Genomic DNA, 26,978 nt, shown 5'->3' on the forward strand with positions numbered 1-26,978 from the left:
CCGATGACGACAGTGCAAGAACCCACCGGGTACACCCAACGGCTCGACGAACTCGACGCGCTCAAGCGCGCCGCCCGTCTGGGCCCCGACCCGGCGGCCACCGAACGCCAGCACGCCAAGGGCAAACTCACCGCCCGCGAACGCATCGACCTGCTCCTCGACCCCGGTTCGTTCGTCGAGGTGGAGCCGCTGCGCAGACACCGGGCCACCGGCTTCGGACTGGAGGCGCGCAGACCCCACACCGACGGCGTGATCACCGGGTGGGGAACCGTGGACACGCGCACGGTCTTCGTCTACGCCAGCGACTTCCGGATCTTCGGCGGCGCGCTCGGTGAGGCGCACGCGCAGAAGATCCACAAGATCATGGACATGGCCGTCACGGCGGGCGCTCCGCTGGTCTCGCTCAACGACGGTGCGGGCGCCCGCATCCAGGAGGGCGTGACGGCACTGGCGGGCTACGGCGGGATCTTCCGCCGCAACACGAGGGCCTCGGGAGTCATCCCGCAGATCAGCGTCATGCTCGGGCCGTGCGCCGGCGGGGCGGCGTACTCGCCGGCGCTCACCGACTTCGTCTTCGTGGTGCGCGATATCGCGCAGATGTTCATCACCGGCCCCGATGTGGTGCGCACCGTGACCGGCGAGGTGGTGACCCACGACGAACTCGGCGGCGCCGACATCCACGCCTCGGTCTCGGGGGTGGCGCATTTCGTCTACGACGACGAGCAGTCGTGCCTGTCCGATGTCCGCGCGCTGCTGTCGATGCTGCCCGCCAACAATCGGGAGCTGCCACCGGTGGCGTTCACCGCCGACCCCGCCGACCGGCAGACCACGGCGCTGACCGATCTGGTGCCGCTGGACGGCAACCGCCCCTACGACATTCGCGAGGTACTGGCCGAAATCGTCGACGACGGCGACTATTTCGAAGTACAGGCCACCTGGGCGACCAACCTGGTATGCGCGCTGGCCCGGCTCGACGGCCACGTGGTCGGGGTGGTGGCCAGCCAGCCGATGAGCCTGGCCGGGGTCCTCGACATCGACGCCAGCGAGAAGGGCGCGCGGTTCGTCCAGTTCTGCGACGCCTTCAACATTCCGTTGCTGACCCTGGTCGACGTGCCGGGGTTCCTGCCCGGCGTCGGCCAGGAACACGCGGGCATCATCCGTCGCGGCGCGAAACTGCTCTACGCCTACTGCAACGCGACGGTGCCGCGAATCTCGTTGGTACTGCGCAAGTCCTACGGCGGCGCCTACATCGTGATGGACTCGCTGTCGATCGGCACCGATCTCGCGCTGGCCTGGCCGACCAACGAGATCGCCGTCATGGGCGCCGAGGCCGCGGCCGACGTGGTGTTCCGGCGCGAGATCGCCGCGTCGGAGGATCCCGTGGCCACCAGGGACCGCAAGATCGCCGAGTACCGCGAGGAACTCGTGCATCCCTACTACGCGGCCGAGCGCGGACTCATCGACGACGTGATCGACCCGCGTGACACCCGTGGCGTGCTGATCCGCGCCTTCGCCATGCTGGCGGGCAAAGACACCGATCTGCCCCGCCGCAAGCACGGGAATCCACCGCAATGAGCGCCGAGGACCCGGTGCCCTTCCTGCGCGTCGAGAAGGGCAGCGCCGACCCGGACGAACTCGGCGCGCTGCTCGTGCTGCTGCTCGCCCGGCGACGGGCCGCCGCCGCGGCGCCTACCCCGACCAGGCCCGTCGCTCGCTGGCGGCGTCTGGAACGCCGACCCGCCTTCACCGACCCCCGCGCGTGGACCGGATCCACCCGCTGACGAACGGAGCCACCATGGACGTCGGACTGCTCTTCGACCTGCGCAACCCCGCACAGTGGCAGCGCCCGTGGGCCGACCACTACGCCCGCACCCTCGAGTTCTGTGAGGAGGCCGACCTGCGCGGCGCGGGCGGAGTCTGGTTCACCGAGCACCACCTGTTCGAGGACGGCTATCTCCCGCAGCCGCTCACCTTCGCCGCCGCGGCGGCCGCCAGAACCAAGCGGGTGCGCATCGGCACCGCCGTGGTGCTGCCCGCCCTGCGCAAGCCGGCCCAGCTCGCCGAGGAGGCCGCACTGGTCGATCTGATCAGCGGCGGCCGGCTCGAACTCGGTCTCGGCGCCGGCTACCGACTGCCCGAATACCAGCTCTTCGACACCGATTTCAGCCGCCGGTTCGCGCGCACCGGCGACAACATCGCCGAGATCCAGCGGCTGTGGGCCACCGGCGGGATCACGCCGGGGCCGATCCAGGATCCCGTGCCGCTGTGGGGCGGGTTCTACGGTCCGCGCGGCGCCCGCCTCGCCGGGCGCCTCGGCATCGGATTCCTGCACATCTCGCACCAGCTGTTCCCGCTGTACCGCGAGGGCCTCATCGAAGGCGGCCACGATCCCGAGTCCGCGCGGGTCTCCGATCTGCTGCCGATCCTGCTGGCCGATGACCCCGAGGCCGCGTGGGCTCGGGTGGCACCGCACCTCGCACACCAGATGAACTCCTACCGGCAGCTGTCGGTGGAGGGCACCGACGCGCCGGTGCCGCCCGCCCTCGAACTCGATCAGCTGCGCCAACGTCCCGAGGACGGATCCTTCGGCGTGCTCGAGATTCTCACCCCCGAACAGGCCGCCGTGCGGATCCACGAACGGGTGGCCGGTCTGCCGGTGCGGCACCTGATCTTCTGGGCCAGCATCGCCGGCATGCCCGACGATTTGGTCACCCGCCACATCGAGCTGGTGAGTGAACAGCTGCCACCGTTGCTGGACAAGCAGTTCCAGCTGAGCACCGGTGGCCCGATCTCGGTGCGCAACGGCCATGGCTGACGTACGACCAGCGGCGCCGACCTGGGATCGGCGCCGCTGGGTACTGCTGCTGGTGCTGTCGGGCAACATGATTCTCGACGCCATCGAGGGCTCCATCCTGGTGCCCGCGCTCGGCGTGCTCACCACAGAACTGAACCGGTCGATCGGGCAAACCCAGTGGCTGCTCAGCGGTTTCGCGGCGGGGTTCGCCGCGCTGCTCCTCGCCGGGCCCGCGCTGGCCGCCCGGTTCGGGCGCAGGCAGGTCTATCTCGTCGCCATGGCCTTGTTCGCTGTCGCCTCGGTGATCGGCGGGCTCACCGACGACCTGGCCCTGCTCGTCGCGACTCGCGTGGTGAAGGGCGCCGCCGCCGCGCTGACCGCACCCGCCGGGCTGGCGGTGATCGCCGCGGAGTTCCCCGCCGGTGCCCAGCAGCGCCGCGCGATCTCGGTGTACGCGGTCTTCGGTGCGGCCGGATTCACCACCGGCCTACTGCTGTCGGGTTGGCTCGCCGCGCTGAACTGGCACCTGCTGTTCGTGTTCCCCGCTCCGATCGCGCTCGCCCTGCTCGTCGCCGCGTGGCGGGTGATCCCCGACCCGCCGGTGGCCGCCCCACCGCGACTGTCGAAACCGTTGTTGCGCAATGGTTCGCTGGCACGGTCCGCCCTCGGCGCGGGAGCCCTCAACGGCGGCTACCTCGCACTGCTGGTGGTGATCGCGGTGCAACTGCACCAGTCGCTCGGTTGGGCGCCGTGGCAGATCGCCGTCGGTCTGCTGCCGGCGAGTCTGCCGCTGGCACTGTCGGTTCCGTTCGCGGGACGGTTCGTGGAGCGGTACGGCACCGCGCGCCTGATCCTCGCGGGCGCGGTGGCGACGCTGGCCGGGCACCTGCTGCTGTTCGCCCGACCCGAGATCCACGACTACGGGACCGATGCGCTGCCGGTACTGCTGCTGATCGAAGCCGGGTTCGTCCTGTCGTTCGCCGCGCTGAACATGCAATCGACCGCCACCGTGCCCGCCGAACTCCGCCCGATCGCGGTGCCGCTGTATCAAACCGGTGTCCAGTTCGGCGCGGCATTCGTGCTGCCGATCACCGTCGCAGTGGCGGTGGCCTTCGATGCCTACCGTCCCGCGGCGGCGGTGATCGCGGTCGCCGGACTGCTCGCGGTTCTCGCCGCGAGCAGCGAACTGCGCGCATCCGTGACATCCGCACCGGCGAAAGCCGTTCCATGACAACCACAGTCACATCCAGGAGGTCCCAGTCATGACCGTCGACGTCTTCATCCGAGAACAGCCCGACCAGCTGGCGACGGGCCCGAGAACCCTGGCGCTGTTCCCCGGCCAGGGCTCCCAGCGGCCCGGCATGGCCGCGTGGATCACCGACTACCCGGTGGCCGAGGAGGTCTTCCGCCGCGCCGACGACATTCTCGGCATTCCGCTGACCCAGCTGTGCGTCGACGGCACCGCCGAACAGTTGCGGGCGACCGACGTGGCCCAGCCCGCGATCGTCGCCACCAGCCTGGCCCTCAGCGCGGTCCGCGCACAGCGGGGACTGCCGCCAGCGGCGGTCGCCGGTCACAGCCTGGGGGAGTTCACCGCCCTGGCCGTCGCCGGAGTGTTCGACGAAGACACCGTCCTGCAGCTGGTACGCCGCCGCGGCGAGCTCATGGCCGAGGTCTCCCGCCGCTATGACGGCGCGATGAGCGCCGTCATCGGCCTGCCCGCCGAGCAGGTCGACGCACTGTGCGCCCGCGTCACCTCGGGCGTCGTCGGCGTGGCCAACTACAACCAGCCGACCCAGACCGTGGTCTCCGGCGCCGCCACAGCCGTAGCCGACCTCGAGGACCTGGCCCGGTCCGCCGGCGCGGCGAAAGTGGTGCGGCTCAAGGTCGCCGGAGCCTTCCATTCGCCCTTGATGGCCGACATCGCCGCCGAATTCGGCGCCGAACTCGACCGCTACGCCCTCCAGCCGCCGCTCGTTCCGGTGCTCAGCGCGGTGACGGCCGACTACGTCACCGACCCCACCGAGATCCGCGCCCTTCTGCGTGGCCAACTGCTGGCCCCGGTCCGCTGGGTGGAGACCGTCCAACGGGCCGCGAGCGACGGCTACGACGAACTGGTCGAACTGGGCCCGGGGCAGGTACTGACCGGATTCTCCCGCCGCATCGCCCCCGACGTCAGCTCGACGGCGATATCCACACCCGAAGAGCAGGGCTAGCCGATGTGTCGATCCGGCGGCTCACCCTCTCAGGATGATCGGGTCCGATCGAGGTAAGCCTGTCGTCCGACCGGGTCGAAGGCTCCGTAATCGGCACCACCGACGAATCGTTTGAGGTGCCACATGATCTGCGCGGGGATGATTTCCTCGAGCAGGCCGATCGGGGCAAGGTATCGGGGAACGGTCACCTCACCTCGGCCGTGTCCCGCGCTGTCGACGATGGCAGCGGCGACGGTTTCGGGTGCGAGGGTGGGTTGCAGGCGCAGTAACACCCCGGCGGTCAGGTCTGTTCGGGTGGCGGCCGGCATGACGGTGGTCAGTGTGACGCCGGTTCCGTCTAGTTCGGCTCGGACCGCCCGGGAGAGGGCGACCACGCCGAATTTCGACGCGCAGTAGGTCGCGATACCCGGGGTGGTGACCTTGCCCGCCATCGAGGACACGTTCACGATATGTCCTCGTCCACGGCGGATCATGTCGGGTAGGACGAGGTGCGTTCCGGTCAGCACCGCTCCCAGGTTGATCGCCAGCTCGCGCTGTAACGCGGCGAGGTCGTGATCGACGAAACGGCCCATGAGCTGGATTCCCGCGTTGTTGACCAGCATGTCGATGGGCGCTCGCTCCGACGCCGCTCGAAGGAATTCCTGGAAGCTGGCTTCGTCGGTGACGTCGAGGTAGTGCGCGTGGGCACCGAGTGCCTCGGCGGTCTCCTGTGCGGCGGCGAGGTCGCGATCACCGATCCAGACCGTGGCTCCGCGACGGGTCAGTTCCGCGACAGTGGCGCGTCCGATGCCGCGGGCGCCGCCGGTCACACAGACGTTGGCGCCGTCGAGCCCGATCACAGCGGGCTGCCGACGGGGTGCCGCAGGGCGAAGTAGGCGATGAGACGGATCTCCTCGGCCCCTGTGAACAACAGTGCGCGGCCGAGATATACGCCGGGCGTCAGTTCCACGATCTCGTCGCGCGTCTTGCGGATCGGGAAGGTGCGAACGCCGGGGTTCTTGTGCTGTGGCACGCCATAGTCCAAGGCGCGCACCGTGACTCGCGGCTCGATGAGACCCCGGTCGACGGAATGGTGGAAGTGGAACCCTTCCGCCTCGCCGTCGACCATGCGCAGTCCGAGGTAGCCGAAGGTGACCAGGGGCATCGCCAGCAGCGCGATCGGGGACAGGCGATTCAAGCCCGTGCCTGCCGCCAGATCGAAGGATTTGCCCCGCCACGTCGGGTCGACCTTCATGAGCTGGTTGGCGAGTGCGGCTTCGGGAATGCCGAACAGCTTCCCGACGATCTGGCCTTCGAGCTTGCCGTCCAGATCGCGGGGTTCGACGCCCGCGCCGAAGAGCTGTGACAGCGCGTCGCGGTCGTCTCGGCTTCCCAGCGCACGGAGGTAGGACCACGTCTCCGTCCGCGCCCGTGTCGGGCTGTGTTCGGCCAGCGCACGGAGCTCATCGAGCATCACGGTGGCGTTCGGCAGGTGTTCCTCGGGCATCTCGACGCCCTTCAGCTCTGCGGTCATCGCGCGACTTCCAATCTGGTACGTAGTGGTACCTGAATCAACTGGTACGAAACTGTGCCAGAATTGTCCGATGGATGTCAACGGTCAACCGGCTGTCGCGGAGGTGGGAGAATGCTGCGCGTGTCCTCAGCCGGTAAACGCAGCTACGGGGGAGAGTCCGCACCGGAACGCGTCCGGCGGCGGCGCTCCCAGTTGATCGATGCAGCCCTGACTGCCATGGCCGAGAATCGGTGGCGGTCCGCGACCGTCGCGGGGATCTGTGCCGAGGCGCAACTCAACAAGCGGTATTTCTACGAGAGTTTCGTCGATCTCGACACGGTGGCGAGCGAGGTGATCGATGAGGTAGCGATGGAAGTGGGTCAGGCCGCTGTCGCCGCCTACGTGGACTCGATCGAGCTGCCCCTCGCGGACCAAGCGCGCGCCGCGGTCGATGCGGTGGTCGGTGCGTTGGGAACCGACCCACGGAAGGCTCTGGTCCTCCTCGGGGGCGTGGCCGACAGTCCTACCGCCCATGCTCGGCGAGCAGATGCGATGAAGGGGCTCACCGCGATTCTCATCGGCCACGCCCGCAGCGTGCACGGTGTCGAGCTGGAAAACGACTCGCTCGCCGCGAGTGCTCCGGCCTTCGTCATCGGCGGAACCGCCCAGGCGATCCTGTCCTGGGCGGACGGGACCGCGCCCATCGACCGGAGCAGCCTCGTCGAGGACATCGCTTCGCTGTGGCTCGCCGTGGGAGAAAGCGCGGTGGGTATCGCCCGTTCGAGGCTCGAAGCAACGGGGCGGCGCTGAGTAGACGGTCGGCTACGACCGTTCTCAGAGGTCCACCTCGAGGACGGGGGAGTGGGATCGTGACGAGCACGTGGTGAACATGCCGTCGGCGCGTTCGGCGTCGGTGAGGACGTCGTCGCGATGGTCGGGTTCGCCGGCCAGTACACGCACTACACATTCCCCGCAGATGCCCTGCTGGCAGGAATAGGGGGCATCGACGCCGTTGTCCAGCAGGACATCCAGCACGCTTCGGTCGTCGGCGACCAGGTATTCGGCGCCGGTGGAGGCCAGGCGTACGGTGAATCCGGCCTGGTCCGACTCGGTGGGTGTGGTGAGCTCCGTGCCGAATCGTTCGGTGTGTAGTGCGGCGGGAGGCCAGCCGAGGGCTTCGGCTTTGCCTACGACGTAGTCCATGAAGCCGTCGGGTCCGCAGACGTAGACCGCGGTGTTCGGTCTCGGGTCACCCAGATCGCGGGTGATGTCGAGCAGTAGGGCTGGGTCTTCGTCGTCGAAGTGCAACCGAACCCGGGGGTTCTCGGTCAGTTCGTCCACAAACGCCGCGCGAGCGCGGGTTCGGGCACTGTAGTGCAGAACGTAGTCGGCCTCGGTCTGCTCGAGGTGCGTCAGCATGGCCAGCAGCGGTGTGATGCCGATGCCGCCCGCGATCAGTACATGGCTGCCTTTCTCGGCGAGCGGAAAATGGTTGCGCGGGGCTGAGATCCGCACCCGATCGCCCACCGTGAGCGTGTGCATGGCCCGCGACCCACCCCGCGAGTTCGCGACGTTCAGCACCGCCAGGCGGTATCGGCCCGGCTCGGATGGTCCGCACAGTGAATACTGGCGAACCAGGCCCGAGTCCAGCTGCACGTCGACGTGGGATCCCGCTGTGTAGGAGGGGAACTCGGTGCCGTCGACCGGGGTGAGTTCGAACACCGCGATCTCGGATGTCGCCGGGGTGCGGGTGTGGACGACCGCATCGATCCAGGTCACGGGGCTGACCCGGTCAGACACCGGCCGCAGGCACCGCTGCCACGGTCTCGTCTGCGGCGGCCGTGGCGAGGGTGAACAGACCAGCCTGGGTGTGCCGCACCGGCTCCTCGATCAGACTCACCCCCTGCGGATCACGGCCCGCCTCCACGTCGTCGATCATCGTCCGCAGCAACCGACGCAGCAGCACCACACCCCGGTCCGTCGTCGCCAAGGTCTCCTCCGAATGCAGCGCGATCGGACCCTGCGAGGTCATCACCTCGCCGTCGCCGGGGAAGCGCTGACGTTCCTGTTCGGTCAGCTCCCAGGAGTTCTTGCCGTCCTGGGTGATGCCGAACAGGAACCGTTGCACGCGTGCGGGATCGCTCGCGCGGATGGAGAAGAACGCGCGATGGCGGGTGTCGTCGATCGGGACTGCCCAGATCACCATGTCGGCCTTGGTATCGGGGGTCAGTTCGACCCAGTCCGGCAGCACCGTGGCATTGGGCAGGTGTAACTCGGCGCCCCAGACCCGCTCGGTCCGCACCCCGTCACGCTCCTTGTCCAGGAACCGGACGCCGTACTTCGCCCCGAAATCGGTGCGGTCGTAGCTGACTCGGCCCGGCAGGGTGTACGGGTCGAAGAAGTCCTCGGGGAAGCCGGTGGTGCCGGTGCCGAGGAACTGGTAACCGCTGTGCTGGGAGTGCAGCCAGTTGATGTGGACCGGGTCGATCGTGTTCTCGTAGATCAGCAGCCAGTGGAAATCCTGCTCGGCGCCGGTCACCGACAGTCCGGGGAACGGCCACTCGGCGAAGTACTGCTCGCCCTCGGCGAGGTCCTCGAGCACGTCGTAGCGCGGCAGCACGGGCTTGCGGTCGGGCGGGCCCATGTAGACGAACACCAGCCCGTAGCGTTCCTCGACCGGATACCACGGCTGACGCGCGGCAGCGCGGCGCTTGCCACGATCGGGTTCACAGGCCTGCTCCAGGCATCGGCCCTGCACATCGTATTTCCAGCCGTGATAGCCGCAGCGCAGCCCGTCGTCCTCGATCCGGCCGAAGAACAGACTGGCACCGCGGTGCGCGCACCGCTCGAAAACCACCCCCGCGCGGCCGCTTCCGTCCCGGAAGACGACCAGATCCTCGCCGAGGACGCGGGTGCGATGGGGTGCTTCGGCGGTGAGAGTGGCTGAGGTGGCGATCGGGTGCCAGTACCGCCGCAGCGCCTCGCCCATCGGCGTGCCGGGGCCCACCTCGGTCAGACGTGCGTCGTAGGACGGGGCCTTGCGGCCGTACCCGGTACCGGTGTCCACCGTGGTTCGTTCGGTCATGTCGGTCTCCTCCGCGTGCGAAAGACGGTGTGCTGCCCCGTTATCGGAGCGCCTGGATGATCGGGGCGAATGCCTCCATCTCGGGTTCGAGCACGGTGTAGTAGGTCAGGCCGAGGGTCTTGCGCCGTTCGCGCAGGGTGTCGGCGTTCTCCTCGGGTGTGCCGAACAGCAGCGACGGCAGCTCGGCGAGCTCGTCGGGCGTGAGGTCGAGCCGGTTCTGCCAGACATCGGTCACGCCGTCGGTCGCGCCCTTTGGCAGCACCTTGTGGATGGGAATGTTGAACTCCACCTGGTCGATCCGGTCGCCGAGCAGCCCGCGTACGTAGTCGATCCGGTCGGTGACCTCGGTGATGCCGCCCAGCTTCAGCCCGTCGCCGTCGCGAACCTCGGTGGTGCCGGTGAAGGCGATGATGTCGGCGTGGGCGGCCGCCAGCCGCAGGACTCGTGCCCCGCGACCGGCGATCAGGATCGGCGGGCCGCCGGGCTGTTCGAACCGGGCGTACTGGTCGAGCTCGGACTTGGGTTTGCGGAACTCGGCGACCGTGCGCTCCAGCTGGGAAACCCGTTCGCCCGCAGTGGGAAACGGGATTCCGGCCGCGTCGAACTGCGCGCGGTCGTAGCCGGCGCCCAGCCCGAGTTCCACCCGGCCGCCGGAGTACCGGTCGACCGTGGCGAGGTCGCGGGCCAGCACCGTGGGATGGTAGAAGGCGGTGTTGAACACCAGCGTGCCGATGCGGATCCGCTCGGTCGCCTCGGCGGCCAGCAGCAGGGTCGGGATCGGTGCGGGCATGCCGAGGTGGTCCGACACCGAGATGACGTCGTAGCCCAGTTCCTCGGCCTTGCGTACCTTGGCGATCCATTCCGCCCTGGTGGACGGGGTGAACAGGCAGAGACCGAAGCGGAAGGGTCGGTCGTACAGGGAAGTCATGGCGCTCCTCGCGAGCTCATTCGGTGGCGATGTTGTCGGCGATCTTGGCCAGGACCGCGTTCGCGGCGAGGAATTCCTCCTCGGTGATGCCACGCAGCGATTCGTCGGCGTGGGCGTTCACCAGAGCTTCGGCGCGCTCGTGTGCCGCCTCGCCCGCGGCGGTGAGTCGCAGCGTCGCGCCGGAGATCTCGACCCAGCCGCGGCCGACGAAGTCGTCGACGATCGGCTGGTAGGTCTGTGCGCCGTCGGAGACCAGGAACGGCTCGAACGCCGCGTCGAGTTCGGCGACGCTGCCCAGACCGATCTGCAGGGCGTGCAGGATCTGCCAGTCCCGGCGGGTGAGCTTCTGCTCGTGCAGCAGCGCGCCGGTGGCGACGTCGAACTGCTGGTGCAGGTGTAGCAGCCAGTACCCGATGCGCTTGGTCGTGTTCTTCTGGAGCATGACGAGCCTCTCTGTTGTCGAACGTCGGCTACTGCTGCCAGCCGTGCGAGTACGGGATGACCCAGTACAGGTCGAGGGCGATCCGCGCGAACCGCCACCGGCCGCCCTCACGGACGTACTCGTCGGTGAACTTGCCTGCCACGAAAGAGCTTTCGGTGTCGAAGACGACCTTCTCCTCGAAGAAGGACACGCCGGTGGCCCGGTCGCCGAGGATCTCCACGTCGTGCCCGTGCAGGAACTGCTTGACCAGCACCTGACCCGCCGGGCTGTTGTCCTCGATGAGCTGTGGCAGCCCGGCGAAGTAGGCCTGGATGGCGGCTCGACCGTCGGCTTGGCCCAGATGGCGGTAGTCGAGATAGGCATCGGCACTGAACAGTTCGCCGACCTGGTCCCATCTGCCCTCGTTGATGTAGCGGGGTAGGTCGTGACGCAAGGTGTTCAGCGCGCGGACGGCCTCGAGCGTCTCGAGTCGTTCGGTGAGCTGCTCGACCTGCTCGACCAGGTCCAGGACTTCTGACATCGCGGTGGCACCTCTCGTTTCCGGGCCGTCGTGTTTCTCGGGCCGGGCCGAAATCACCTTCGCACGCGATATTCGGAGGTCACAAGATCGCATCCGAAACCCTGCGGTTCGACCGTAGGGTTTCGGCTGTCGATCCCGCAGGGGTTGCGATTTCACAGAGGCAGCCGGATAAGTGTTGTAGCAACATCGGTGACAGTTCGATCGTGCTGCCATAATTCGCACGGTGAATTGTTGCCGAAGTCCTCGGAACACATTGTTACCGATGTGTCCGAACAATTAGATGGCCAGACGAATAGAAGTCCTGTGGCACGTGAAATCGGGCCGGACTCGGTGAGGAGTCCGGCCCGATTCGCGGAGCTGGTGTTCAGCCCGGTCCGTGCCCCGCGGCGACTCGGCCCGCGACATGGCGCACATCGCGGTGCGAGATGAGCCACTCACCCTCGTACTGCTCGAACTCGTCCTGGACCAGTCCGATGACGACCCAGTCGGCCGGTCGTCCCACGTCGGTGGCGGCCGTGCTCGAGAACCAATGCCACACGGTCGCATACGCGGTGAGCAGGGGTTTGTCGCCGTTCCACTCGATGGTGGCCTGCCCGATGACGTGGGCGACCAGGGAGCGTTGCGACTTGGGTACCCGGCTCATGTGATCGGTGAACTCGTCACGCCCGTGGAACAGCACCGGAGGGCCGGGCATGATCCGGTACTCGATCAGCGCGTCGGGGGTGAAGCACTCGCTGAACCGCTCGCTCTCCTGTGTGTCGGCGATCCGGAAGAATTTGTAGAACGTTCGGAAGATCGCCCGCTCCGCTTCGATCGTGGCGAGCAGATTGTCATGTACAGCGGTCACGTCGGTCCTTTCTCTGCCGGGCGACAACCCATCGCGCGGCGCGCCGTTCGGTAATCGACACGGTGCGAAGCTAGCACGGTGCCCGATACCGCCCGATGGTGTACCGCGCTATTCGGTGCGACGATGTATTCCGAGCGAGGTGATCCGAATTGTTGACCGGGTATTTCAAGGTGTGAAATGTTTCGTCGTGTCGCCCGCCGTGAGTCCCACGTGAATCCGGGCAGTAGACAGAGGAATTCTTGCGTGAGCAGTGTTGTGCGTTCGAAGTCGATTCGCTGTGCCGTGGCATCGGCGGCGGTGGTCACCCTGTTCACCGGTGCCTGTGGCACCGGTGGTGAGCAAGGCGGCGATGCCGGTCCACCGAGATCCGGTGGCACGCTGAAGTTCTCGGTCGCCTCCGACGCGGGCTGTGTCGATCCGCAGCAGGTGGGCAGCAGCGACACCCTGTATTCGCTGCGCGAGACGGTCGATTCGCTGACCGACCAGGATCCCACCACCGGCAAGCCGGTGCCGTGGCTGGCGCAGAGCTGGGAGGTGAGCCCTGACGCCAGGTCGTTCACCTTCCGGCTGCGGCCCGACGTGACCTTCAGTGACGGCACCCCGCTGAACGCGCAGGTGGTGAAGGCGAACTTCGACGCGATCCCGAAGCTGGGCGCACTCGCCATCCTGTCCAAGGGCTATATCACCGGCTACGTCGGCACCGAGGTCGTCGACGAGCACACCGCCAAGATCACCTTCGAACAGCCCAACGCGCAGTTCCTGCAGGCGACCTCGACCGCCGCTCTCGGCCTGATCTCGACGGCCGACGCCGCGAAGACGCCCCAGCAGCGCTGCAGCGACGGGGTGATCGGCTCCGGCCCCTTCGTGCTGTCGAAATACGTGCCCAACCAGTCGATCACGATCAGCAAGCGGGCCGGCTACGGGTGGGGCTCGCCGTTGTGGACCAAGCAGGGCGAGGCCTACCTCGACTCCATCGAGTTCACCGTCATCCCCGAATCCGGGGTCCGCGCGGGCAGTGTGCAGTCCGGCCAGCTCGACGTCGCCACCGGTCTCGGCCGCGCCGACGAAGCGGGGTTGAAGGCGTCGGGCATCTCCCTGCTGACACGGTCGCACCCGGGCGCGGTGTTCAACCTCGGCCTCAACAACTCTCGGCCGATCCTGCGGGATGTGCAGGTGCGCAAGGCGATTCAGTCCGCGGTCGACCGGCGTCAGATCGTGGAGGCGGTCTTCGTCAGCGGGACCGTGCCCGCCACGGGCATCCTCTCGCACACGACTCCCGGCTACACCGATCTGTCGGCGGATCTCGCCCTCGATGTCGCCCGGTCCAAATCGCTGCTGGACGCGGCCGGCTGGCAGGTGGGCGGTGACGGCATCCGCCGTAAGGACAACACCCGACTGAGCCTGACCGTGGTGTGGTTCAACAACTCCCAGAACACCCGGGCAGCGCTGGAACTGGTGCAGCAGCAGCTCAAGGTGGTCGGGGTGGAGTTGCAGCTGCAGGAGTTGCAGGTGACCCAGTTCCCGCAGCTGCTCGGTTCCGGCGACTTCGACGGACTGTGGGGCGGCGACCTGAGCCGGGCCGATCCCGATTGCCTGCGCACTCTGTACTCGACCCAGCAGGTCAACGCCTACCGGCTGCCGCCGAGCGAGCTCGACGGACTGCTCACCGCCCAGGCGGCCGAGGCCGATCCGGCCAAGCGCGCCCCCCTCGTGGAGCAGGCCCAGCAACTGGTCGTGCGCAATGCGTATGTGATCCCGGTGGTGGAACTCGAGACCGTGCTCGCGGCGGCGCCGACCGTGCACGGCCTGACCTTCGAGTCGTCGAGCCGGACCCGGCTGCACGACACCTGGCGGAGCTGAACCGGCATGGGACGGTACGTGTTACGCCGTCTCGCCCAGGCGGTCGGGGTGCTGTGGGCGGCGTACACCGTGTCGTTCTTCGTGCTCGAGTTCCTGCCGGGCGACCCGGTGTCGGCGATGGCGGGCGGCGGACTGAACTCCTCGCCGGTGGACCCGGCCGAGCTCGCCGCACTGCGGGCACAGTACGGCTTCGACAAGCCCATCGTGGTGCAGTACCTCGACTATCTGGGCCGGGCGCTGGTCGGCGACTTCGGTGATTCGGTGGCCACGGGCCGGTCGGTGACCGGCACGATCGCCGCGGCGCTACCGCCGACCCTGCAGCTCACGGCGGCGGCGCTGATGCTCGCCGTGCTGTTCGGCGGCGGGCTCGCCGTGGCGGCCACCTACACCTCGCGGCGCTGGCTGCGGCAGGTGCTGCTGTCGCTGCCGCCGCTGGCGATCTCGATCCCGTCCTTCTGGGCGGGTCTGATGCTGGTGCAGCTGCTGTCGTTTCGGATCCGGCTGTTCCCCGCGTTCGGCAACGCCGGGCTGGCCGGGTTGGTGCTGCCCGCGATCACGCTGGCTATCCCGACCGGCGCGCTGATCGCGCAGGTACTGGCGAAGAGCCTGCTGACCACCCTGGACGCGCCGTTCGTGCAAACCGCCCGGGCCAAGGGCGCCAGCCGGATCCGGGTCCATCTGCGGCACGCGCTGCGCAGTGCGTCGCTGCCCGCGCTCACCATCGTCGGACTGCTCGTCGGACAGTTGGTGGCCAGCGCGGTGGTGATCGAGACAGTGTTCTCGCGCAACGGACTCGGGCGGGTCATGGCGGGCGCGGTGAGCGTGCAGGACATTCCGCTCGTGCAGGGCGTTGTGGTGTTCGGCGCGTTCGTCTTCGTCGTGGTGAACCTCATCGTCGACCTGATCTACCCGGTGCTCGACCCACGGATCGTGGTCGCGCGCCCGAGGAGTTACGCGTGACCGACACCGTGCTGACCGAGGCGGCCGTCCTCCGAACCGTCGTCGACGAGTTCGACGACGAGTACCGTACGGGTTTCGACTGGCGCAGACTGCCGCGGTTCCTGCTGTACCGGCCGGGTCTGGTGCTCTCGGTGGTGACGCTCGTGCTGGTGGTGCTGGCCGCGGTGTGGCCGACGCTGTTCACCGCCCGCGATCCGCTGCTCGGCGTCCCGTCGGAGATCTTCGCGCCGCCCAGCGGACAGCACTGGTTCGGCACCGACGAACTCGGCCGTGACATGTTCACCCGCGTCGTGCACGGCACCGCGCTGTCGTTGCAGGCGACGGTGATCGCGGTGGCCGTCGCGTTCGTCGTCGGGGGAGCGATGGGCCTGATCGCCGGGTTCGTCGGCCGCTGGGTCGACGACGTGCTGATGCGCTTCGCCGATGTGCTGCTGTCGATTCCGTCGCTGTTCCTGTCGTTGGCGCTGGTGACCGCGCTCGGCTACGGCACCGTGAAGGTGGCGATCGCGGTGGGTGTGGCCAGCGTGGCCGGCTTCGCCCGGGTGATGCGCGCGGAGGTGCTGCGATTACGGCAAGCGGTGTTCGTCGAGGCCGCGTGGTCGTCGGGGGCGCGCTGGTACACGGTGCTCGGCCGCCACGTTCTGCCGAACGCGATCGGCCCGGTGGTCGTGCTGGCCACGTTGGATCTCGGAACCGCCGTGCTGGCGGTGTCGTCGCTGAGCTTTCTCGGCTACGGCGCGGTGCCACCGGCGCCGGAGTGGGGCTCGCTCATCTCGAGCGGCCGGAACTATCTCGCCAACGCGTGGTGGATCTCGACGATGTCGGGCCTCATGGTGGCGTTCGTCGTGCTCGCGACCAACCGGATCGCGCGGGCACTCGATGGAGAGTGGGCGAATCGACGATGACCGGGAATCTGCTGGAAGTGCGTGGCCTGTCGATCTCCTACCGCACCAGCACCGGGCGGGTGCGCGCGGTAGGGGCGGTCGACCTCGACATCGCGCCGGGCGAGATCGTCGCGCTGGTCGGTGAATCCGGCTCGGGCAAGAGCTCGACCGCGCATGCCATCACCGGGTTGCTACCGGCCGCGGGGCACATCGACGCGGGACGGATCCAGTTCGGCAGCAGGGACCTGGCGCGAGCGGGAGACAGGGAGCTGCGCGCGATTCGTGGGGCGCAGATCGGCTTGATCCCGCAAGACCCCGGTGTCTCGCTGAATCCGGTGCAGCGCATCGGCACCCAGGTCGCCGAGGTCCTGCTCATCCACGGCCTGGCGACCCGGCGTTCGGCGCCAGAGGCGGTAGTGGACCTGCTCGAGCGGGCCGGGATGCCCGACCCGAAGACCCGTGCCGACCAGTATCCGCACGAACTCTCCGGTGGCATGCGCCAGCGGGCGCTCATCGCGATCGCCATCGCCGCGAACCCGGCGCTGATCATCGCCGACGAGCCGACCAGCGCGCTGGATGTCACCGTGCAGCGACGCATCCTCGACCACATCACGAGCCTGACCGAAACCCTCGGCACCGCAGTGCTTCTGGTTACCCATGACCTCGGAGTCGCCGCCGACCGTGCCCAGCGGATCGCGGTGATGTCGCGGGGCCGGATCGTGGAGAGCGGGCCGACCCGCGAGATACTCGTCAACCCGCGCGATCCGTACACCCAGCAGCTGCTGCGCAGCGTGCCCGGACGTGCGGGTGTGCGGGCCAGGCCATGTCGCCCGGGCGCCGAACCGTTGCTCGCGGTCGAGAACCTGGTGAAGGAATTCCCGCTGCCACGCGCGAAGATCCGCGCGAAGATCGTCCGTGCCGTCGACGGTGTGAGCTTCTCGCTGCATCGAGGGGAGACCCTGGCACTGGTGGGGGAGTCGGGGTCGGGCAAGTCCACCACGGCCAGAATGATTCTGCGCCTGGCCCCACCGACATCGGGGCGCGTCGTGTTCGACGGCGACGATGTGACGGCCAGCAAAGGCGCGCGATTGCGGGAGCTGCGCCGCCGCGCTCAGGTGATCTATCAGAATCCGTACGAGTCGCTGGATCCCCGGTTCTCGATCCAGGACGTGATCAGCGAGCCGCTGCGGGTCTTCGGCGTCGGCGACCGCGCCTCGCGTGCGGCGCGGGCGCGCGAACTGCTCGACCGGGTCGCGCTTCCCGCGTCGACGCTGGGGCGCAGGCCCGCGGAGCTCTCCGGCGGACAGCGTCAACGGGTCGCGATCGCCAGGGCGCTGGCCCTGTCGCCGGAGCTGGTGGTCTGCGACGAACCGGTCTCGGCGCTGGATGTGTCGGTGCAGGCGCAGATCCTCGACCTGTTCGCCGAGCTGCAAGCCGACACCGGCGTGGCCTACCTGTTCATCTCGCACGACCTGGCGGTGGTACGCCAGATCGCCCATCGGGTCGCGGTCATGCGACAGGGCCGCATCGTCGAGATCGGCACCACCGAGCAGCTTTTCGACGATCCGGCCCACGAATACACCCGTCAGCTGCTGGCCGCCATCCCCGGCGCCGACCTCGTCGACGGGAGCTCAGGTGCCTGACAGCAGGCTCACCACGGGCGCCAGCTCACGCGCCGCGTCGTCGTCGAGAACGATGTAGGAGATACCGAACTCGTCGCGGAGACGGCGCAGCTGATCGGCCGCCTGAGCGGGCGATCCGGTGAGCAGGTTCGGGGCGTCAGCGGGGATCGGCGGACCGATGGTGCTCGTCGGGGTGCTGAAGCGCAGCGCCCGTTCGATGTCGGAAAGCCGTGGGCCCGCCGCATTCTCGAGCCACTTGATCTGACGGGTGAGCTGGTCGCGGGAGAAGGTGCTGAACGCGACGGTGTCGGCTTCGGCCGCGGCGAGTTCGGTCGCCCGACGCCCGCCCGCGGCGAGCAGCAGCGGCACCTTCCTCGGCGGTGCGGGAACCAGGGTCGTTCCGGTGTTCGCGTAATGGGCGCCGGTCGCCTCGACCCGCTCACCACGAAACAGTGCGTTGACGATGCCCACCGACTCGGCGAGGCGCTCGAACCGAATCCGGTCGGACTCGGCCGTGATCCCGAGTTCGCCGTAGCCGATGGCGGTTTGACCGGCGCCGAGCCCGAGCTGGAAGCGGCCGCCCGACACCAGGTCCAGGGTGGCGGCTTCACGTGCGAGAACGAACGGATTGCGGAAGTCGTTGGCCAGCACCCACGTTCCGAGGCCGAGTGTGGTCGTCGCCGCGGCGGCGTAGGCGAGCGCGGTCAGTGGCGCGGGCACCGGTGCGGGCAGGTCGGGCAGCAGCAACGCCGAGATCCCGGTGTCCTCGGCCCATCGCGCGGTCGAGGCCCATGCCTTCGGGTCGGCGGGGGACACGGTGACGAGGCCGAATCGAAAAGGTTGGTGGCTCACGAGTTCTCCGGTGTCCCGTAGGCGCGCAGGAAGGTGTCGACGGCCGAGGTGGCGACCGCGTGCATCTCGGCGGTGGAGACCTTGCGGGTGCCGAGGCGGGTGCGGCCCTCCATCGGGCCGGTGATCAATACGAGGAACTGCTCGGCGGCGATCGCCGGATCGCTCGTGCGCAAATGGCCCGACAGCGACAAGCGCGCCAACCGATCCGCGAGCGCGTCACCGAGCTGATCAGAGGTCCGGCTCACCACGACATCGATCAGATCGGGGAACTGCGCGACCTGACCGTAGGTGAGCCAGCGCAGCGACCGGGACTGTTCGGTGCAGCAGGACCGGATCAGGCGGAACGCCACGTCTTCCAGCGTGGCGCGTAGATCCTCACCGGGGTTCCGCAATCGCTCGACCACCGCCAGGTTCTCGGCGAGCACCGCGTCGCTCACGGCGGCCAGCGTGTGCCGGAACAGCGTCTCCTTGTCGTTGAGGTGGTTGTAGATGGTCGGTTTGGCGACGCCGGCGACCTCGGCGATCTCCTGCACGCCGGCCTGGGCGTACCCGCGGCGCGCGAAGACGACGAACGCCGCGTCCAGAATCGCCTGCCGCTTGTCGATGCGTCCTCGCGAGGCCGACTGTCCGGTCGGCGTTGCTGCTACTGCCATACCTGAACCATAGCGCAATCGCGCCACAACTTGACTAGCGGGTTCATTCTTATATACCCGAGTTGCGATGCTCATGTGGGAACATTAAAGTGAACCCGCAAGTTCAAGTCGATCTGTTCCACATCGGGAGAAATCTATGATGCAACCCCCAGGAAACAGCCTCGATCCGCTTGCGTGCCAGAGTGTTCGACCGAGTGCAAGCCCTCGGTCGAGTGATCGAGGCAGCGCGGTCGGTCTCCAGGCCGGGCCGTGGCTGGAGATCTTGCAGGCACCCGAGCGAAACGGGCTGACGGTGACCGAGGTATGCCGTCGGTACAACATCTCGCGCAAGAGCTACTACAGCTATCTCGCGCGCTACCGGGCCCATGGGGTGGCGGGATTGGCGCCGCGGTCGCGACGCCCGAAGAGTTTTCCCGCCCGCACCTCCGCCGATATCGAGGCCGTCGTGGTGCGAGTACGGCTGGACCGCCCGCAGTGGGGAGCGCGCAGAATCCGGGCGCATCTGCTGCGCGCCGGTTCGGGCCGCGTCCCGTCGGTGTCGACAGTGCACGCGATCCTGCGCCGTCACGGTCTGGTGGGCGCGGGATCGGCGAACGAGCAAGTGATGACCACACACCGGACACCTAGCCGCGCAGGGAGCTACACCTGATGACTACTTCGACCTCCACGCAGGACGATACGACCGAGGAGTTGTATCCGCGGCGCTGGGCCGCGATGATCGTGCTCGTTCTCGGCTTCACCCTCGATCTGCTGAACGTCACGATCGTCAACGTCGGACTACCGGCGATCCAAGCAGACCTCGGGGGAACTCCTTCGCAGGTCGGCTGGATCGCCACGGCCTATCTTCTCGCCTTCGCGGCCGCCCTGATCACCGCGGCCCGAGTGGGCGACCTGTGGGGGCGCAAACGAGTGTTCCTTGTCGGCTTGGTCTTGTTCGCGCTGGCCGGTGCCTGGTCCGCGCTCGCGAACAGTCCGGGCGAACTCATCGCCAGTCGGGCCGCGCAAGGCGCAGCCGCGGCGATTCTGGCTCCCCAGGTTCTCTCCAGCCTGTTCGTTCTCTTCCGCGGACCCGAACGAGCCACTGTCCTGGGCATTTTCGGTGTTGCCGCGGGACTCGCGCAAGCCGGGGGATTGCTGCTCGGCGGCGTGCTCGTCACCGCGGACGTCGCCGGTCTCGGCTGGCGGGCGATCTTCTGGATCAGCGTTCCGGCCGCCCTGATCCTGGCGGGTCTGGGCGCGTGGCTGATCCCGGAGAGCCGCGCCGAAGGCGCGCTGCGGCCACGATGGCTCGCGGCGATCGGTCTGACCGTGGGGCTGGTGGCCATCGTGTTCCCGCTGTTGGAAGGTCGCACCTACGACTGGGCGCCGTGGATCTGGCTGCTGCTGGCCGCCGGTGTCGCCCTCGTGGCGCTGGTCGCCATCGGTGAGAACCGCAACGCCGACGCTCGCGCGGGTGCGCTGTTGCCGTTGGAGCTGCTGCGCGCGCGCATCAGCAGCGTCGCACTCGTCGTTCAGTTGGTCGCGTTCGCGGCCTTCAGCGGATTCCTGCTCGTATTCGTGCTCTGGCTCCAAGAAGGTCAGGGCTACACCGCTTTGCGAGCCGGCGTGGTGACCGTGGCGTTCTCGATCGGCGGACTGGCGGTCGCCCCGCTGGTGGGCCGTCTCACCGTGCAGTTCGGCCGCTCGACTGTCATCGCGGGTGCCCTTTTCGGGGCTGTCGGGACCTTGGCGGTACTGGGTGCTGCTCTGACCTCGACCACAGACGTCAATCCGTGGCTCCTCGCGCCCGGTCTGTTCGTCATCGGCGTCGGCATAAACCTCGTCCAGCCGCCGTTGACGACGCTGTTCCTGTCGACAGTGCCGACGCGATACGCGGGGTCGGCCTCGGGGATCTGGACCACTGGCCAGCAATTCGGTGGCGCGGTGGGTGTCGCCTCGCTGAGCGCCATCTTCTTCGGTGTCGTGGCCAGCGACGGCTACCGCGGCGCTCTCACGGCGTGCACGCTGACGATCAGCGCGGCGCTGGTGGTCAGTGCGGCGCTCAGCCTCGCTCTGCCCGCCCCGGCCGCCCAATCGGAAACAAACGGATAGCGCTGCCCGTCGTGGGCGACAGCCGGTCAGCCGGACGGTTCCACGCGGTCGCCGAGTAGGTCGTCGCGGCGGTCGCCCACGGTGGCGCGCAGTGCCTCGACGACCGCGGCGACTTCGGGGCGGCGCAGCGTTTCCGGGCGAGTGACGAGCCAGTAGGTGAGTTGGACACGGACCTCGTCGGGCAGAACGCGGACGAGGTCGGGGTGGCGGTCGGCCATGAAGCAGGGCAGCAGGCCGATGCCCGCCGCGGCCCGGGTGGCTTCCACATGGACGAAGACGTTGGTGGAGGAGACGGATCGGCGCATGGTGGGAGCGAAGGCGAGAGCCAGGTCGAGGTCGTCGACCTGGAGGATGGAATCGATGAAGTAGACCAGCGGGTAGCGGGCGAGTTCGGCGACGGTGGTCGGGACGCCGTGTTCGGCGAGGTAGTCGCGCGAGGCGTACAGGCGCAGGCAGTAGTCGCCGAGCTCGATCGCTACGGCGCGGTGTACCTGGGGTTTACCCACCACCACTTCGATATCGAGGCCGGTTCGCTGGGTAGATGCTCGTCGGGTCGCGGCGATGATGTCGACGGCGACGCCCGGATGTCTGCGCTGCACGCGCGCGGCGGACGGCGGAGCCAAGTAGGCGCTGAAACCGTCGGTGGCCGAAATCCGCACCACCCCTTCGAGCGTGCGTTCGCCCGCGCTCGAGCCGAGCGATCGGACGGCGGCCTCGACGGCTTCGGCCGCGGTCAGCGCCTCGCGGCCGAGGTCGGTGAGCTCCCAACCACCGGTGACCCGGGTCAGTACCCGCCCGCCCATGGCGTGCTCGAGGGCCGCGATGCGCCGCGAGATCGTCGTGTGGTTGATGCCGAGTTCCTCGGCGGCGGTGATGTAGCGCCCTGACCGGCCGACCGCGAGCAGAACCAGCAAATCGTCAGCGCTCGGTCTGCGCCCCGAAGTCGAGGAAGAATGGCTCACGTGTGCAGTTTCGCAGATTGCTGCTGCGAAACTGGCCATTGTCACCGAGATGGATCTGCACGAATACTCTCCTCACGACTTGTGGGCCACGTCACAGTTGTCTGGTGATGTGGCCTGGAACATCGAAGGAGTAGTGCGATGAGCGTGCGGAACGCGATACGACCGACCGGCGACGACCCGGACGAGGCCCCCACCGGACTACGGCGGGTCGTGGCCGCCTCGATGGCGGGCACCGTCGTCGAGTGGTACGAGTTCTTCCTCTACGGCACCGCCGCGACCCTGGTGTTCAGCAAGGTGTTCTTCTCCAAGGACACCAGCGACCTCGACGCGATCCTGGCCGCCTTCGTCACCTACGCCGTCGGTTTCGCGGCGCGCCCGCTCGGCGGCATCGTCTTCGGCTACTTCGGCGACCGCTACGGCCGCAAACAGCTGTTGCAGGTGAGCCTCGTGCTCGTCGGCGCGGCGACCTTCCTGATGGGCTGTCTGCCGACCTTCGCCCAAATCGGTTACTGGGCGCCGGCGATGCTGGTGATCCTGCGCTTCGTCCAGGGCTTCGCGATCGGCGGCGAATGGGGTGGTGCGGTGCTGCTGGTCGCCGAGCACAGCCCCAGTCGCAGTCGCGGCTTCTGGTCGAGCTGGCCGCAGGCCGGTGTGCCCGCGGGTAATCTGCTCGCCACGGTCGTGCTGCTGGTGCTGACCTCGACCCTGTCGGACGCGGCGTTCCTGGGTTGGGGCTGGCGCGTGGCGTTCTGGCTGTCGGCGGTGGTCGTGCTGGTCGGCTACTACGTGCGGACCAAAGTCACCGACGCCCCGATCTTCGTGGCCGCCCAGCAGACGATGGATCAGGCCAAGGCCGCGTCGTTCAGCCCCTTCGAGGTGCTGCGCAAGTACCCGCGCGGGGTGTTCACCGCGATGGGTCTGCGGTTCGGCGAGAACATCATGTACTACCTGGTCGTCACGTTCTCGATCACCTATCTCAAGGTTCACGTGCATGCCGACACCACGACCATCCTGTGGTGGCTGCTCATCGCCCACGCCGTGCACATGGCGGTGATTCCGTTGGCGGGCAGGCTCGGTGACCGTGTCGGGCGCCGCCCGGTCTACCTGGCCGGCGCCGTCGCCGCGGCCACCTGGGGCTTCTTCGCCTTCCCGATGATGGACAGCGGCAACAGCGCGATCATCTTGTCCGCCATCATCATCGGACTGGTGTTCCACGGTTTCATGTATGCCGGTCAGCCCGCGATCATGGCGGAGATGTTCCCGACTCGGATGCGCTACTCCGGTGTGTCGCTGGGGTATCAGGTCACCTCGATCGTGGCGGGTTCGCTGGCGCCGATCATCGCGGTCAAGCTGCTCGACGAGTTCGGTTCGTCGGTGCCGATCGCCTGGTACCTGGCGTTCGCGGCGACCGTCACTGTGATCGCGGTGCTGTGCGCCAAGGAGACCCGCGGTATCGACTTGGAATCTGTGGACCTCGCCGACGCCTCCGCCGAGAAAGGTGTTGCCGCATGACCGATCTGACGGGGCGAAAGGCACTGGTCACCGGAGGTGCGAGCGGCATCGGCGCGGCGTGCGCGCGCGAATTGGCCGCGCGGGGCGCCGAGGTCACCGTCGCCGACATCGACGGAGTCGGGGCGAAAGCGGTCGCGCACGAGATCAGCGGACACGCCTGGAGTATCGACCTGCTCGAGGTCGATACCTTGGCCGAAGTGCGTCTCGACGTCGACATCCTCGTCAACAACGCGGGCGTGCAGAGCGTGAACCCCATCGAGGACTTCGCGCCGCATCGGTTTCGCGCCATGCAGACGCTGATGATGGAAGTGCCGTTCCTGCTGATCCGCGCCGCCCTGCCACACATGTACGCCAAGGGTTTCGGGCGGATCGTGAACATCTCCTCGGTGCACGGGATCCGCGCCTCGCAGTTCAAGGTCGCCTATGTGACGGCCAAACACGGGCTAGAGGGGCTGTCGAAGGTGACCGCGCTCGAAGGCGGTCCGCACGGGGTCACCAGCAACTGTGTCAGTCCCGGATATGTGCGAACGCCATTGGTGGACAAGCAGATCGCTGAGCAGGCGGCCGCGCACGGGATCCCGGAGCAGGAGGTACTCGAGAAGGTGCTGCTCACCGAGAGCGCGATCAAGCGGTTGATCGAGCCGGAAGAGGTCGCGGCACTGGTCGGCTGGCTCGCTTCCGACACCGCGGGCATGGTCACCGGTTCCTCCTATGTCATGGACGGAGGATGGAGCGCGCGATGACCGCGGTGGGTGCCGGAGAGGCACGACGCTGGACCGGTAGCCCGTCAGTCGCCACGCAGCCTGTGACTGACGGGTCACTGCCGTCGGGGGTGTCCTTTCGGCTTCGTCAAGGGGTTCGGTATGGGCGGTCGCGGATTTCGGCGAGGAACCGCTCGACGTCGTCAGGGTGTCGAAGCAGTCGCAGGTTTGCGTGGGGAGCGTGGTCGGCAATGGCGGTCGTGATCAGCGGGAGGCTGTGGCGGCGGTAGCCGATCAGCCAGCGCCAGAAGGCCAGGTTCTCGCGGGAGCGACGCAGGGCGCGCCATGCGCAGATCCAGAGGGGGAAGTCGAGCAGAACAATGGTGTCGGCGGTCTCGAGTCGCACCTCGAGTGCGTCGAAGGGGCCGAGATCGCCGTCGAGAATCCATCCTTCAGCGTCGGTGAGCCGCTGCTGGATCGCCCTCCATTGATCAGGGGGTAACGGTGTCAGGTCCGGTGGCCAGAAGTGCTTGTCGAGCTCGATGACCGGCAGTTCGATGGCGGCGCCGAGTCGGCGCGCGAGGGTCGACTTGCCCGCGCCGCCGCGACCGAGGATCACGATTCGCTGCACGCTGCCTCCGTGTCGGATTCCGCGGTGGGTGGTCGATAGTGCTGTTCGGTTCTCAGCATGACGTAGAGGACGTCGCTGCGGCATCTGGCCAGGCAGATGAGGGCGGCGTAAAAGGTGGGGTCGATCGTGGGCGGGGGCAGCGATCTACGCAAGATTCGCCAGCAAGAGCGCTTGTTGTGGACGCTTGTTCATGTTGTAATCCAGATGTTTGCTGGTGGATGTCGGCGGCGCTTCGTGACCGGTGTGCCGGAGTGGCGCCGACACTGTTCGAAAGGTGGGGGACGGGATGGCGCGACGCAGGGAAAACGGGTCGGAGACGATCGTGAGGGCCATCGGAGATCTCCCCGCGGTGGAGCTCGCGGACAGTCCGCTGACCGCTGACCGTGTCGAACAGCTGAGCTCGGCGGCCCGGCACCGGATCGCGGCGTTCGTGCACACCACCCTCGCTGATCTGGACGAGCTACCCGAGCCCTGGGTCCCTCCCATCGAGGTGACCTTGCGGTTGACCGACCGCGAGCAGTAGAGACCATCGTCGAGCGACCCTCATTCGACAGTTGGCAGCCCCGTCGGGTGCTAGCGATACAGCACACCGCCGGAATCATTCGCGATACATAGCGTGCGCGGCGAACTACCCCCGTCGGATAGCGTCGCGCCCATCACCGTGCCCTCACCGGGGAAGACACGGTGACCACGACCGAGGGTTACCGGAAGAGGGCGGTGACGTCGATGGTGGCCGCCATCGCGGCGGCGCCCTCGTCGTTGAGGTGCATGCCGTCACCGCTGTCGAACTCGGGACGGATGTAGTCGGGGCGCTCGGGGTCGGACACGGCACGGTCGACGTCGAAGACCGAGTCGAAGGCATCGGTAGTGCGCAGCCATTCGTTGACGGCGTGGCGGGTCGGCTGGGTTTCCATCAGAGGCATGCCGGGGTAGACGCAACCGGCGTACGGGCCGATGGTGGCCGCGTGGATTCGCAGTCCGGCGGCGTGCGCGCGGTCGGCCAGGTCGATGAAGCCGGCGATCAGTTCCTCGCTGGTCGCGGAGGCCTGTCCGCCCATCGCGCCGAGGATGAGGTCGTTGATACCGAAATTGATCAGGATGTCGGTGACGCCGGGGACCCGCAACGCGTCGGAATCGAAACGGCCCGAACCGGATTCGCCGATCTGGTCGGCCGTGAGGCGATTGCCGGAGATCCCGTTGTTGACCACCCAACCCCGGGTGAGACGGGCGTTGAGAGCATCGACCGAGCGGCGATTGGCGCTCTGCGTCGTACCGAAGCCCTCGAACCAGGAGTCGCCGAACGCGACGGCGACCGGCGGCGGGTCGGTGACCAGCACGTCGATCCCGGTGACGAAGAAGCGGAACGGAACCTCTTGCGCGTCGGCGAGTTCCACGTCCGCGGTGCGGTCGTCGGCGACGATGTAGGCGATCTCGCCGGGTTGGTGGGAGAAGGTGGCAAGCCCGGTCGGCGTCGGGAGGTACAGGCTGAGCAGCAGGTCTTCGCCCGCGGTGACCGGCAGGGCGATCGGATCGCTCACGAGCTCGGCGCCCGCGTCGATGGTGACCTGTGCCGCGCCGTCGAAGGTGATCTCGCGATCGGCGATGATCGCCGAGCCGGTCTTGCGCCCTGCGATGCGTGCGGCGCCGATCCGCAGTGGCGCGACCCCGTAGCGGTTGGTCAGCCGCACGCGTACCGCCTCGCCGCCACCTGTCATGTGTACGACGTGGCGCACGGTCTCGTCGGCGAACTCCCGTGACTCGGCGAGCTTGATCTGCTCGTTCGGGGCGATGACACCGGTCCGGAACCCGGCGACCCACATGTTGCGCTGCATGATCTCTCCGATATTTGCTGTGCGGAATAATGCTTACGCATAGGTCTACTCGGATGTATTCCTCGTGTCAACTATCCGCATGGCAAGTATCAGC

28 protein-coding genes are annotated in these 26,978 nt (G+C 67.9%); 15 read left to right on the forward strand and 13 right to left on the reverse strand.

Translation table 11 applies throughout. The features are described 5' to 3' along the window. The first annotated feature begins 3 nt into the window (after nucleotides 1–3). The 5 genes from OHS03_RS10350 to fabD are packed head-to-tail and all read left to right on the forward strand — an operon-like array spanning nucleotide 4 to nucleotide 5,010. Nucleotides 4–1,575, forward strand: coding sequence for an acyl-CoA carboxylase subunit beta (locus OHS03_RS10350; protein ID WP_328662527.1), 1,572 nt, complete (start codon nucleotides 4–6; stop codon nucleotides 1,573–1,575). Continuing rightward, a complete protein-coding gene (locus OHS03_RS10355; protein ID WP_328662528.1) occupies nucleotides 1,572–1,781 on the forward strand; it encodes an acyl-CoA carboxylase epsilon subunit in 210 nt (69 codons plus the stop codon). The genes OHS03_RS10350 and OHS03_RS10355 overlap by 4 nt, the downstream gene beginning before the upstream one ends. A 14-nt stretch (nucleotides 1,782–1,795) precedes the next feature. Further along, a complete protein-coding gene (locus tag OHS03_RS10360) occupies nucleotides 1,796–2,815 on the forward strand; it encodes an LLM class flavin-dependent oxidoreductase (protein ID WP_328662529.1) in 1,020 nt (339 codons plus the stop codon). Further along, entirely contained in the window at nucleotides 2,808–4,025 is a 1,218-nt protein-coding gene (locus OHS03_RS10365; RefSeq protein WP_328662530.1) for an MFS transporter, read from the forward strand. Before OHS03_RS10360 ends, OHS03_RS10365 begins: the two co-directional genes overlap by 8 nt. 31 nt (nucleotides 4,026–4,056) lie before the next feature. Further along, on the forward strand, nucleotides 4,057–5,010 hold the full coding sequence (gene fabD / locus OHS03_RS10370; RefSeq protein WP_328662531.1) for an ACP S-malonyltransferase: 954 nt from the start codon (nucleotides 4,057–4,059) through the stop codon (nucleotides 5,008–5,010). Between the two features lie 29 nt (nucleotides 5,011–5,039). On the opposite strand, the gene OHS03_RS10375 is transcribed toward fabD, so the two are convergent. Further along, nucleotides 5,040–5,849 carry an SDR family oxidoreductase gene (locus OHS03_RS10375; RefSeq protein ID WP_328662532.1) on the reverse strand — a complete coding sequence of 270 codons (810 nt, stop codon included), beginning with the start codon at nucleotides 5,847–5,849 and terminating at the stop codon, nucleotides 5,040–5,042. Next, nucleotides 5,846–6,523 (reverse strand): hypothetical protein, encoded by a 678-nt coding sequence (locus OHS03_RS10380; protein ID WP_328662533.1) that lies wholly within the window; start codon nucleotides 6,521–6,523, stop codon nucleotides 5,846–5,848. Before OHS03_RS10380 ends, OHS03_RS10375 begins: the two co-directional genes overlap by 4 nt. Nucleotides 6,524–6,634: 111 nt before the next feature. On the opposite strand from OHS03_RS10380, the gene OHS03_RS10385 reads away from it, so the two are divergent. After that, nucleotides 6,635–7,312: a TetR/AcrR family transcriptional regulator gene (locus tag OHS03_RS10385; RefSeq protein WP_407942473.1), complete on the forward strand. Its 678-nt coding sequence runs from the start codon at nucleotides 6,635–6,637 to the stop codon at nucleotides 7,310–7,312. Between the two features lie 24 nt (nucleotides 7,313–7,336). Here the strand turns inward: OHS03_RS10385 and OHS03_RS10390 are convergent, their stop codons facing one another. From OHS03_RS10390 to OHS03_RS10415, 6 genes are all read right to left on the reverse strand, one after another. Continuing rightward, nucleotides 7,337–8,281, reverse strand: a complete 945-nt coding sequence (locus tag OHS03_RS10390) for a PDR/VanB family oxidoreductase (RefSeq protein WP_328662535.1) — start codon at nucleotides 8,279–8,281, stop codon at nucleotides 7,337–7,339. 13 nt (nucleotides 8,282–8,294) lie between these two features. Then, nucleotides 8,295–9,587, reverse strand: a complete 1,293-nt coding sequence (locus OHS03_RS10395) for a Rieske 2Fe-2S domain-containing protein (RefSeq protein ID WP_328662536.1) — start codon at nucleotides 9,585–9,587, stop codon at nucleotides 8,295–8,297. A gap of 40 nt (nucleotides 9,588–9,627) precedes the next feature. Further along, nucleotides 9,628–10,515: a TIGR03621 family F420-dependent LLM class oxidoreductase gene (locus OHS03_RS10400; RefSeq protein WP_328662537.1), complete on the reverse strand. Its 888-nt coding sequence runs from the start codon at nucleotides 10,513–10,515 to the stop codon at nucleotides 9,628–9,630. A 16-nt stretch (nucleotides 10,516–10,531) separates the two neighbouring features. After that, nucleotides 10,532–10,957, reverse strand: coding sequence for a MarR family winged helix-turn-helix transcriptional regulator (locus tag OHS03_RS10405; protein WP_328662538.1), 426 nt, complete (start codon nucleotides 10,955–10,957; stop codon nucleotides 10,532–10,534). A gap of 28 nt (nucleotides 10,958–10,985) precedes the next feature. Continuing rightward, nucleotides 10,986–11,477, reverse strand: a complete 492-nt coding sequence (locus OHS03_RS10410; RefSeq protein ID WP_328662539.1) for a nuclear transport factor 2 family protein — start codon at nucleotides 11,475–11,477, stop codon at nucleotides 10,986–10,988. Between the two features lie 364 nt (nucleotides 11,478–11,841). Then, nucleotides 11,842–12,324 carry a nuclear transport factor 2 family protein gene (locus tag OHS03_RS10415; protein WP_301907190.1) on the reverse strand — a complete coding sequence of 161 codons (483 nt, stop codon included), beginning with the start codon at nucleotides 12,322–12,324 and terminating at the stop codon, nucleotides 11,842–11,844. A gap of 243 nt (nucleotides 12,325–12,567) precedes the next feature. On the opposite strand from OHS03_RS10415, the gene OHS03_RS10420 reads away from it, so the two are divergent. From OHS03_RS10420 to OHS03_RS10435, 4 genes are all read left to right on the forward strand, one after another. Continuing rightward, nucleotides 12,568–14,184 carry an ABC transporter substrate-binding protein gene (locus OHS03_RS10420; protein WP_328662540.1) on the forward strand — a complete coding sequence of 539 codons (1,617 nt, stop codon included), beginning with the start codon at nucleotides 12,568–12,570 and terminating at the stop codon, nucleotides 14,182–14,184. A gap of 6 nt (nucleotides 14,185–14,190) precedes the next feature. Continuing rightward, nucleotides 14,191–15,144 carry an ABC transporter permease gene (locus tag OHS03_RS10425; protein ID WP_328662541.1) on the forward strand — a complete coding sequence of 318 codons (954 nt, stop codon included), beginning with the start codon at nucleotides 14,191–14,193 and terminating at the stop codon, nucleotides 15,142–15,144. Between the two features lie 89 nt (nucleotides 15,145–15,233). Continuing rightward, nucleotides 15,234–16,049: an ABC transporter permease gene (locus tag OHS03_RS10430; RefSeq protein ID WP_327153393.1), complete on the forward strand. Its 816-nt coding sequence runs from the start codon at nucleotides 15,234–15,236 to the stop codon at nucleotides 16,047–16,049. Then, nucleotides 16,046–17,671 (forward strand): dipeptide ABC transporter ATP-binding protein, encoded by a 1,626-nt coding sequence (locus OHS03_RS10435; protein ID WP_328662542.1) that lies wholly within the window; start codon nucleotides 16,046–16,048, stop codon nucleotides 17,669–17,671. The genes OHS03_RS10430 and OHS03_RS10435 overlap by 4 nt, the downstream gene beginning before the upstream one ends. Here the strand turns inward: OHS03_RS10435 and OHS03_RS10440 are convergent. Both OHS03_RS10440 and OHS03_RS10445 read right to left on the reverse strand, forming a co-directional pair. Beyond that, nucleotides 17,660–18,502, reverse strand: a complete 843-nt coding sequence (locus OHS03_RS10440) for an LLM class flavin-dependent oxidoreductase (protein WP_328662543.1) — start codon at nucleotides 18,500–18,502, stop codon at nucleotides 17,660–17,662. The two genes, OHS03_RS10435 and OHS03_RS10440, sit on opposite strands and share 12 nt — an antisense overlap. Beyond that, complete coding sequence (locus tag OHS03_RS10445) at nucleotides 18,499–19,155, reverse strand: TetR/AcrR family transcriptional regulator (RefSeq protein WP_328662544.1); 657 nt, start codon at nucleotides 19,153–19,155, stop codon at nucleotides 18,499–18,501. Before OHS03_RS10445 ends, OHS03_RS10440 begins: the two co-directional genes overlap by 4 nt. A gap of 139 nt (nucleotides 19,156–19,294) precedes the next feature. Between OHS03_RS10445 and OHS03_RS10450 the strand changes: the two genes are divergently transcribed. Further along, nucleotides 19,295–19,804: a helix-turn-helix domain-containing protein gene (locus OHS03_RS10450; protein WP_328664166.1), complete on the forward strand. Its 510-nt coding sequence runs from the start codon at nucleotides 19,295–19,297 to the stop codon at nucleotides 19,802–19,804. Further along, entirely contained in the window at nucleotides 19,804–21,246 is a 1,443-nt protein-coding gene (locus OHS03_RS10455) for an MFS transporter (protein ID WP_328662545.1), read from the forward strand. Before OHS03_RS10450 ends, OHS03_RS10455 begins: the two co-directional genes overlap by 1 nt. A gap of 26 nt (nucleotides 21,247–21,272) precedes the next feature. Here OHS03_RS10455 and OHS03_RS10460 read toward each other — a convergent pair whose 3' ends face one another. Next, nucleotides 21,273–22,247, reverse strand: a complete 975-nt coding sequence (locus OHS03_RS10460) for a LysR family transcriptional regulator (RefSeq protein WP_328662546.1) — start codon at nucleotides 22,245–22,247, stop codon at nucleotides 21,273–21,275. 99 nt (nucleotides 22,248–22,346) lie between these two features. On the opposite strand from OHS03_RS10460, the gene OHS03_RS10465 reads away from it, so the two are divergent. Together OHS03_RS10465 and OHS03_RS10470 are read left to right on the forward strand one after the other, a co-directional pair. Further along, on the forward strand, nucleotides 22,347–23,720 hold the full coding sequence (locus tag OHS03_RS10465; RefSeq protein ID WP_328662547.1) for an MFS transporter: 1,374 nt from the start codon (nucleotides 22,347–22,349) through the stop codon (nucleotides 23,718–23,720). Then, the gene (locus OHS03_RS10470; RefSeq protein WP_328662548.1) at nucleotides 23,717–24,463 is read left to right on the forward strand and encodes a 3-hydroxybutyrate dehydrogenase; all 747 of its coding nucleotides are present in this window, start codon (nucleotides 23,717–23,719) and stop codon (nucleotides 24,461–24,463) included. The genes OHS03_RS10465 and OHS03_RS10470 overlap by 4 nt, the downstream gene beginning before the upstream one ends. A gap of 106 nt (nucleotides 24,464–24,569) precedes the next feature. On the opposite strand, the gene OHS03_RS10475 is transcribed toward OHS03_RS10470, so the two are convergent. Next, entirely contained in the window at nucleotides 24,570–25,052 is a 483-nt protein-coding gene (locus tag OHS03_RS10475; RefSeq protein WP_328662549.1) for a P-loop NTPase family protein, read from the reverse strand. A gap of 322 nt (nucleotides 25,053–25,374) precedes the next feature. Here OHS03_RS10475 and OHS03_RS10480 point away from each other — a divergent pair, with 322 nt between their 5' ends. After that, nucleotides 25,375–25,575, forward strand: a complete 201-nt coding sequence (locus tag OHS03_RS10480) for a hypothetical protein (protein WP_328662550.1) — start codon at nucleotides 25,375–25,377, stop codon at nucleotides 25,573–25,575. Nucleotides 25,576–25,753: 178 nt separating this feature from the next. On the opposite strand, the gene OHS03_RS10485 is transcribed toward OHS03_RS10480, so the two are convergent. Then, on the reverse strand, nucleotides 25,754–26,884 hold the full coding sequence (locus OHS03_RS10485) for a GDSL-type esterase/lipase family protein (RefSeq protein ID WP_328662551.1): 1,131 nt from the start codon (nucleotides 26,882–26,884) through the stop codon (nucleotides 25,754–25,756). Between the last annotated feature and the right edge of the window lie 94 nt (nucleotides 26,885–26,978).

The sequence above is a fragment of the Nocardia salmonicida genome, from assembly GCF_036142455.1.
Classification (GTDB): Bacteria; Actinomycetota; Actinomycetes; order Mycobacteriales; family Mycobacteriaceae; genus Nocardia; species Nocardia salmonicida.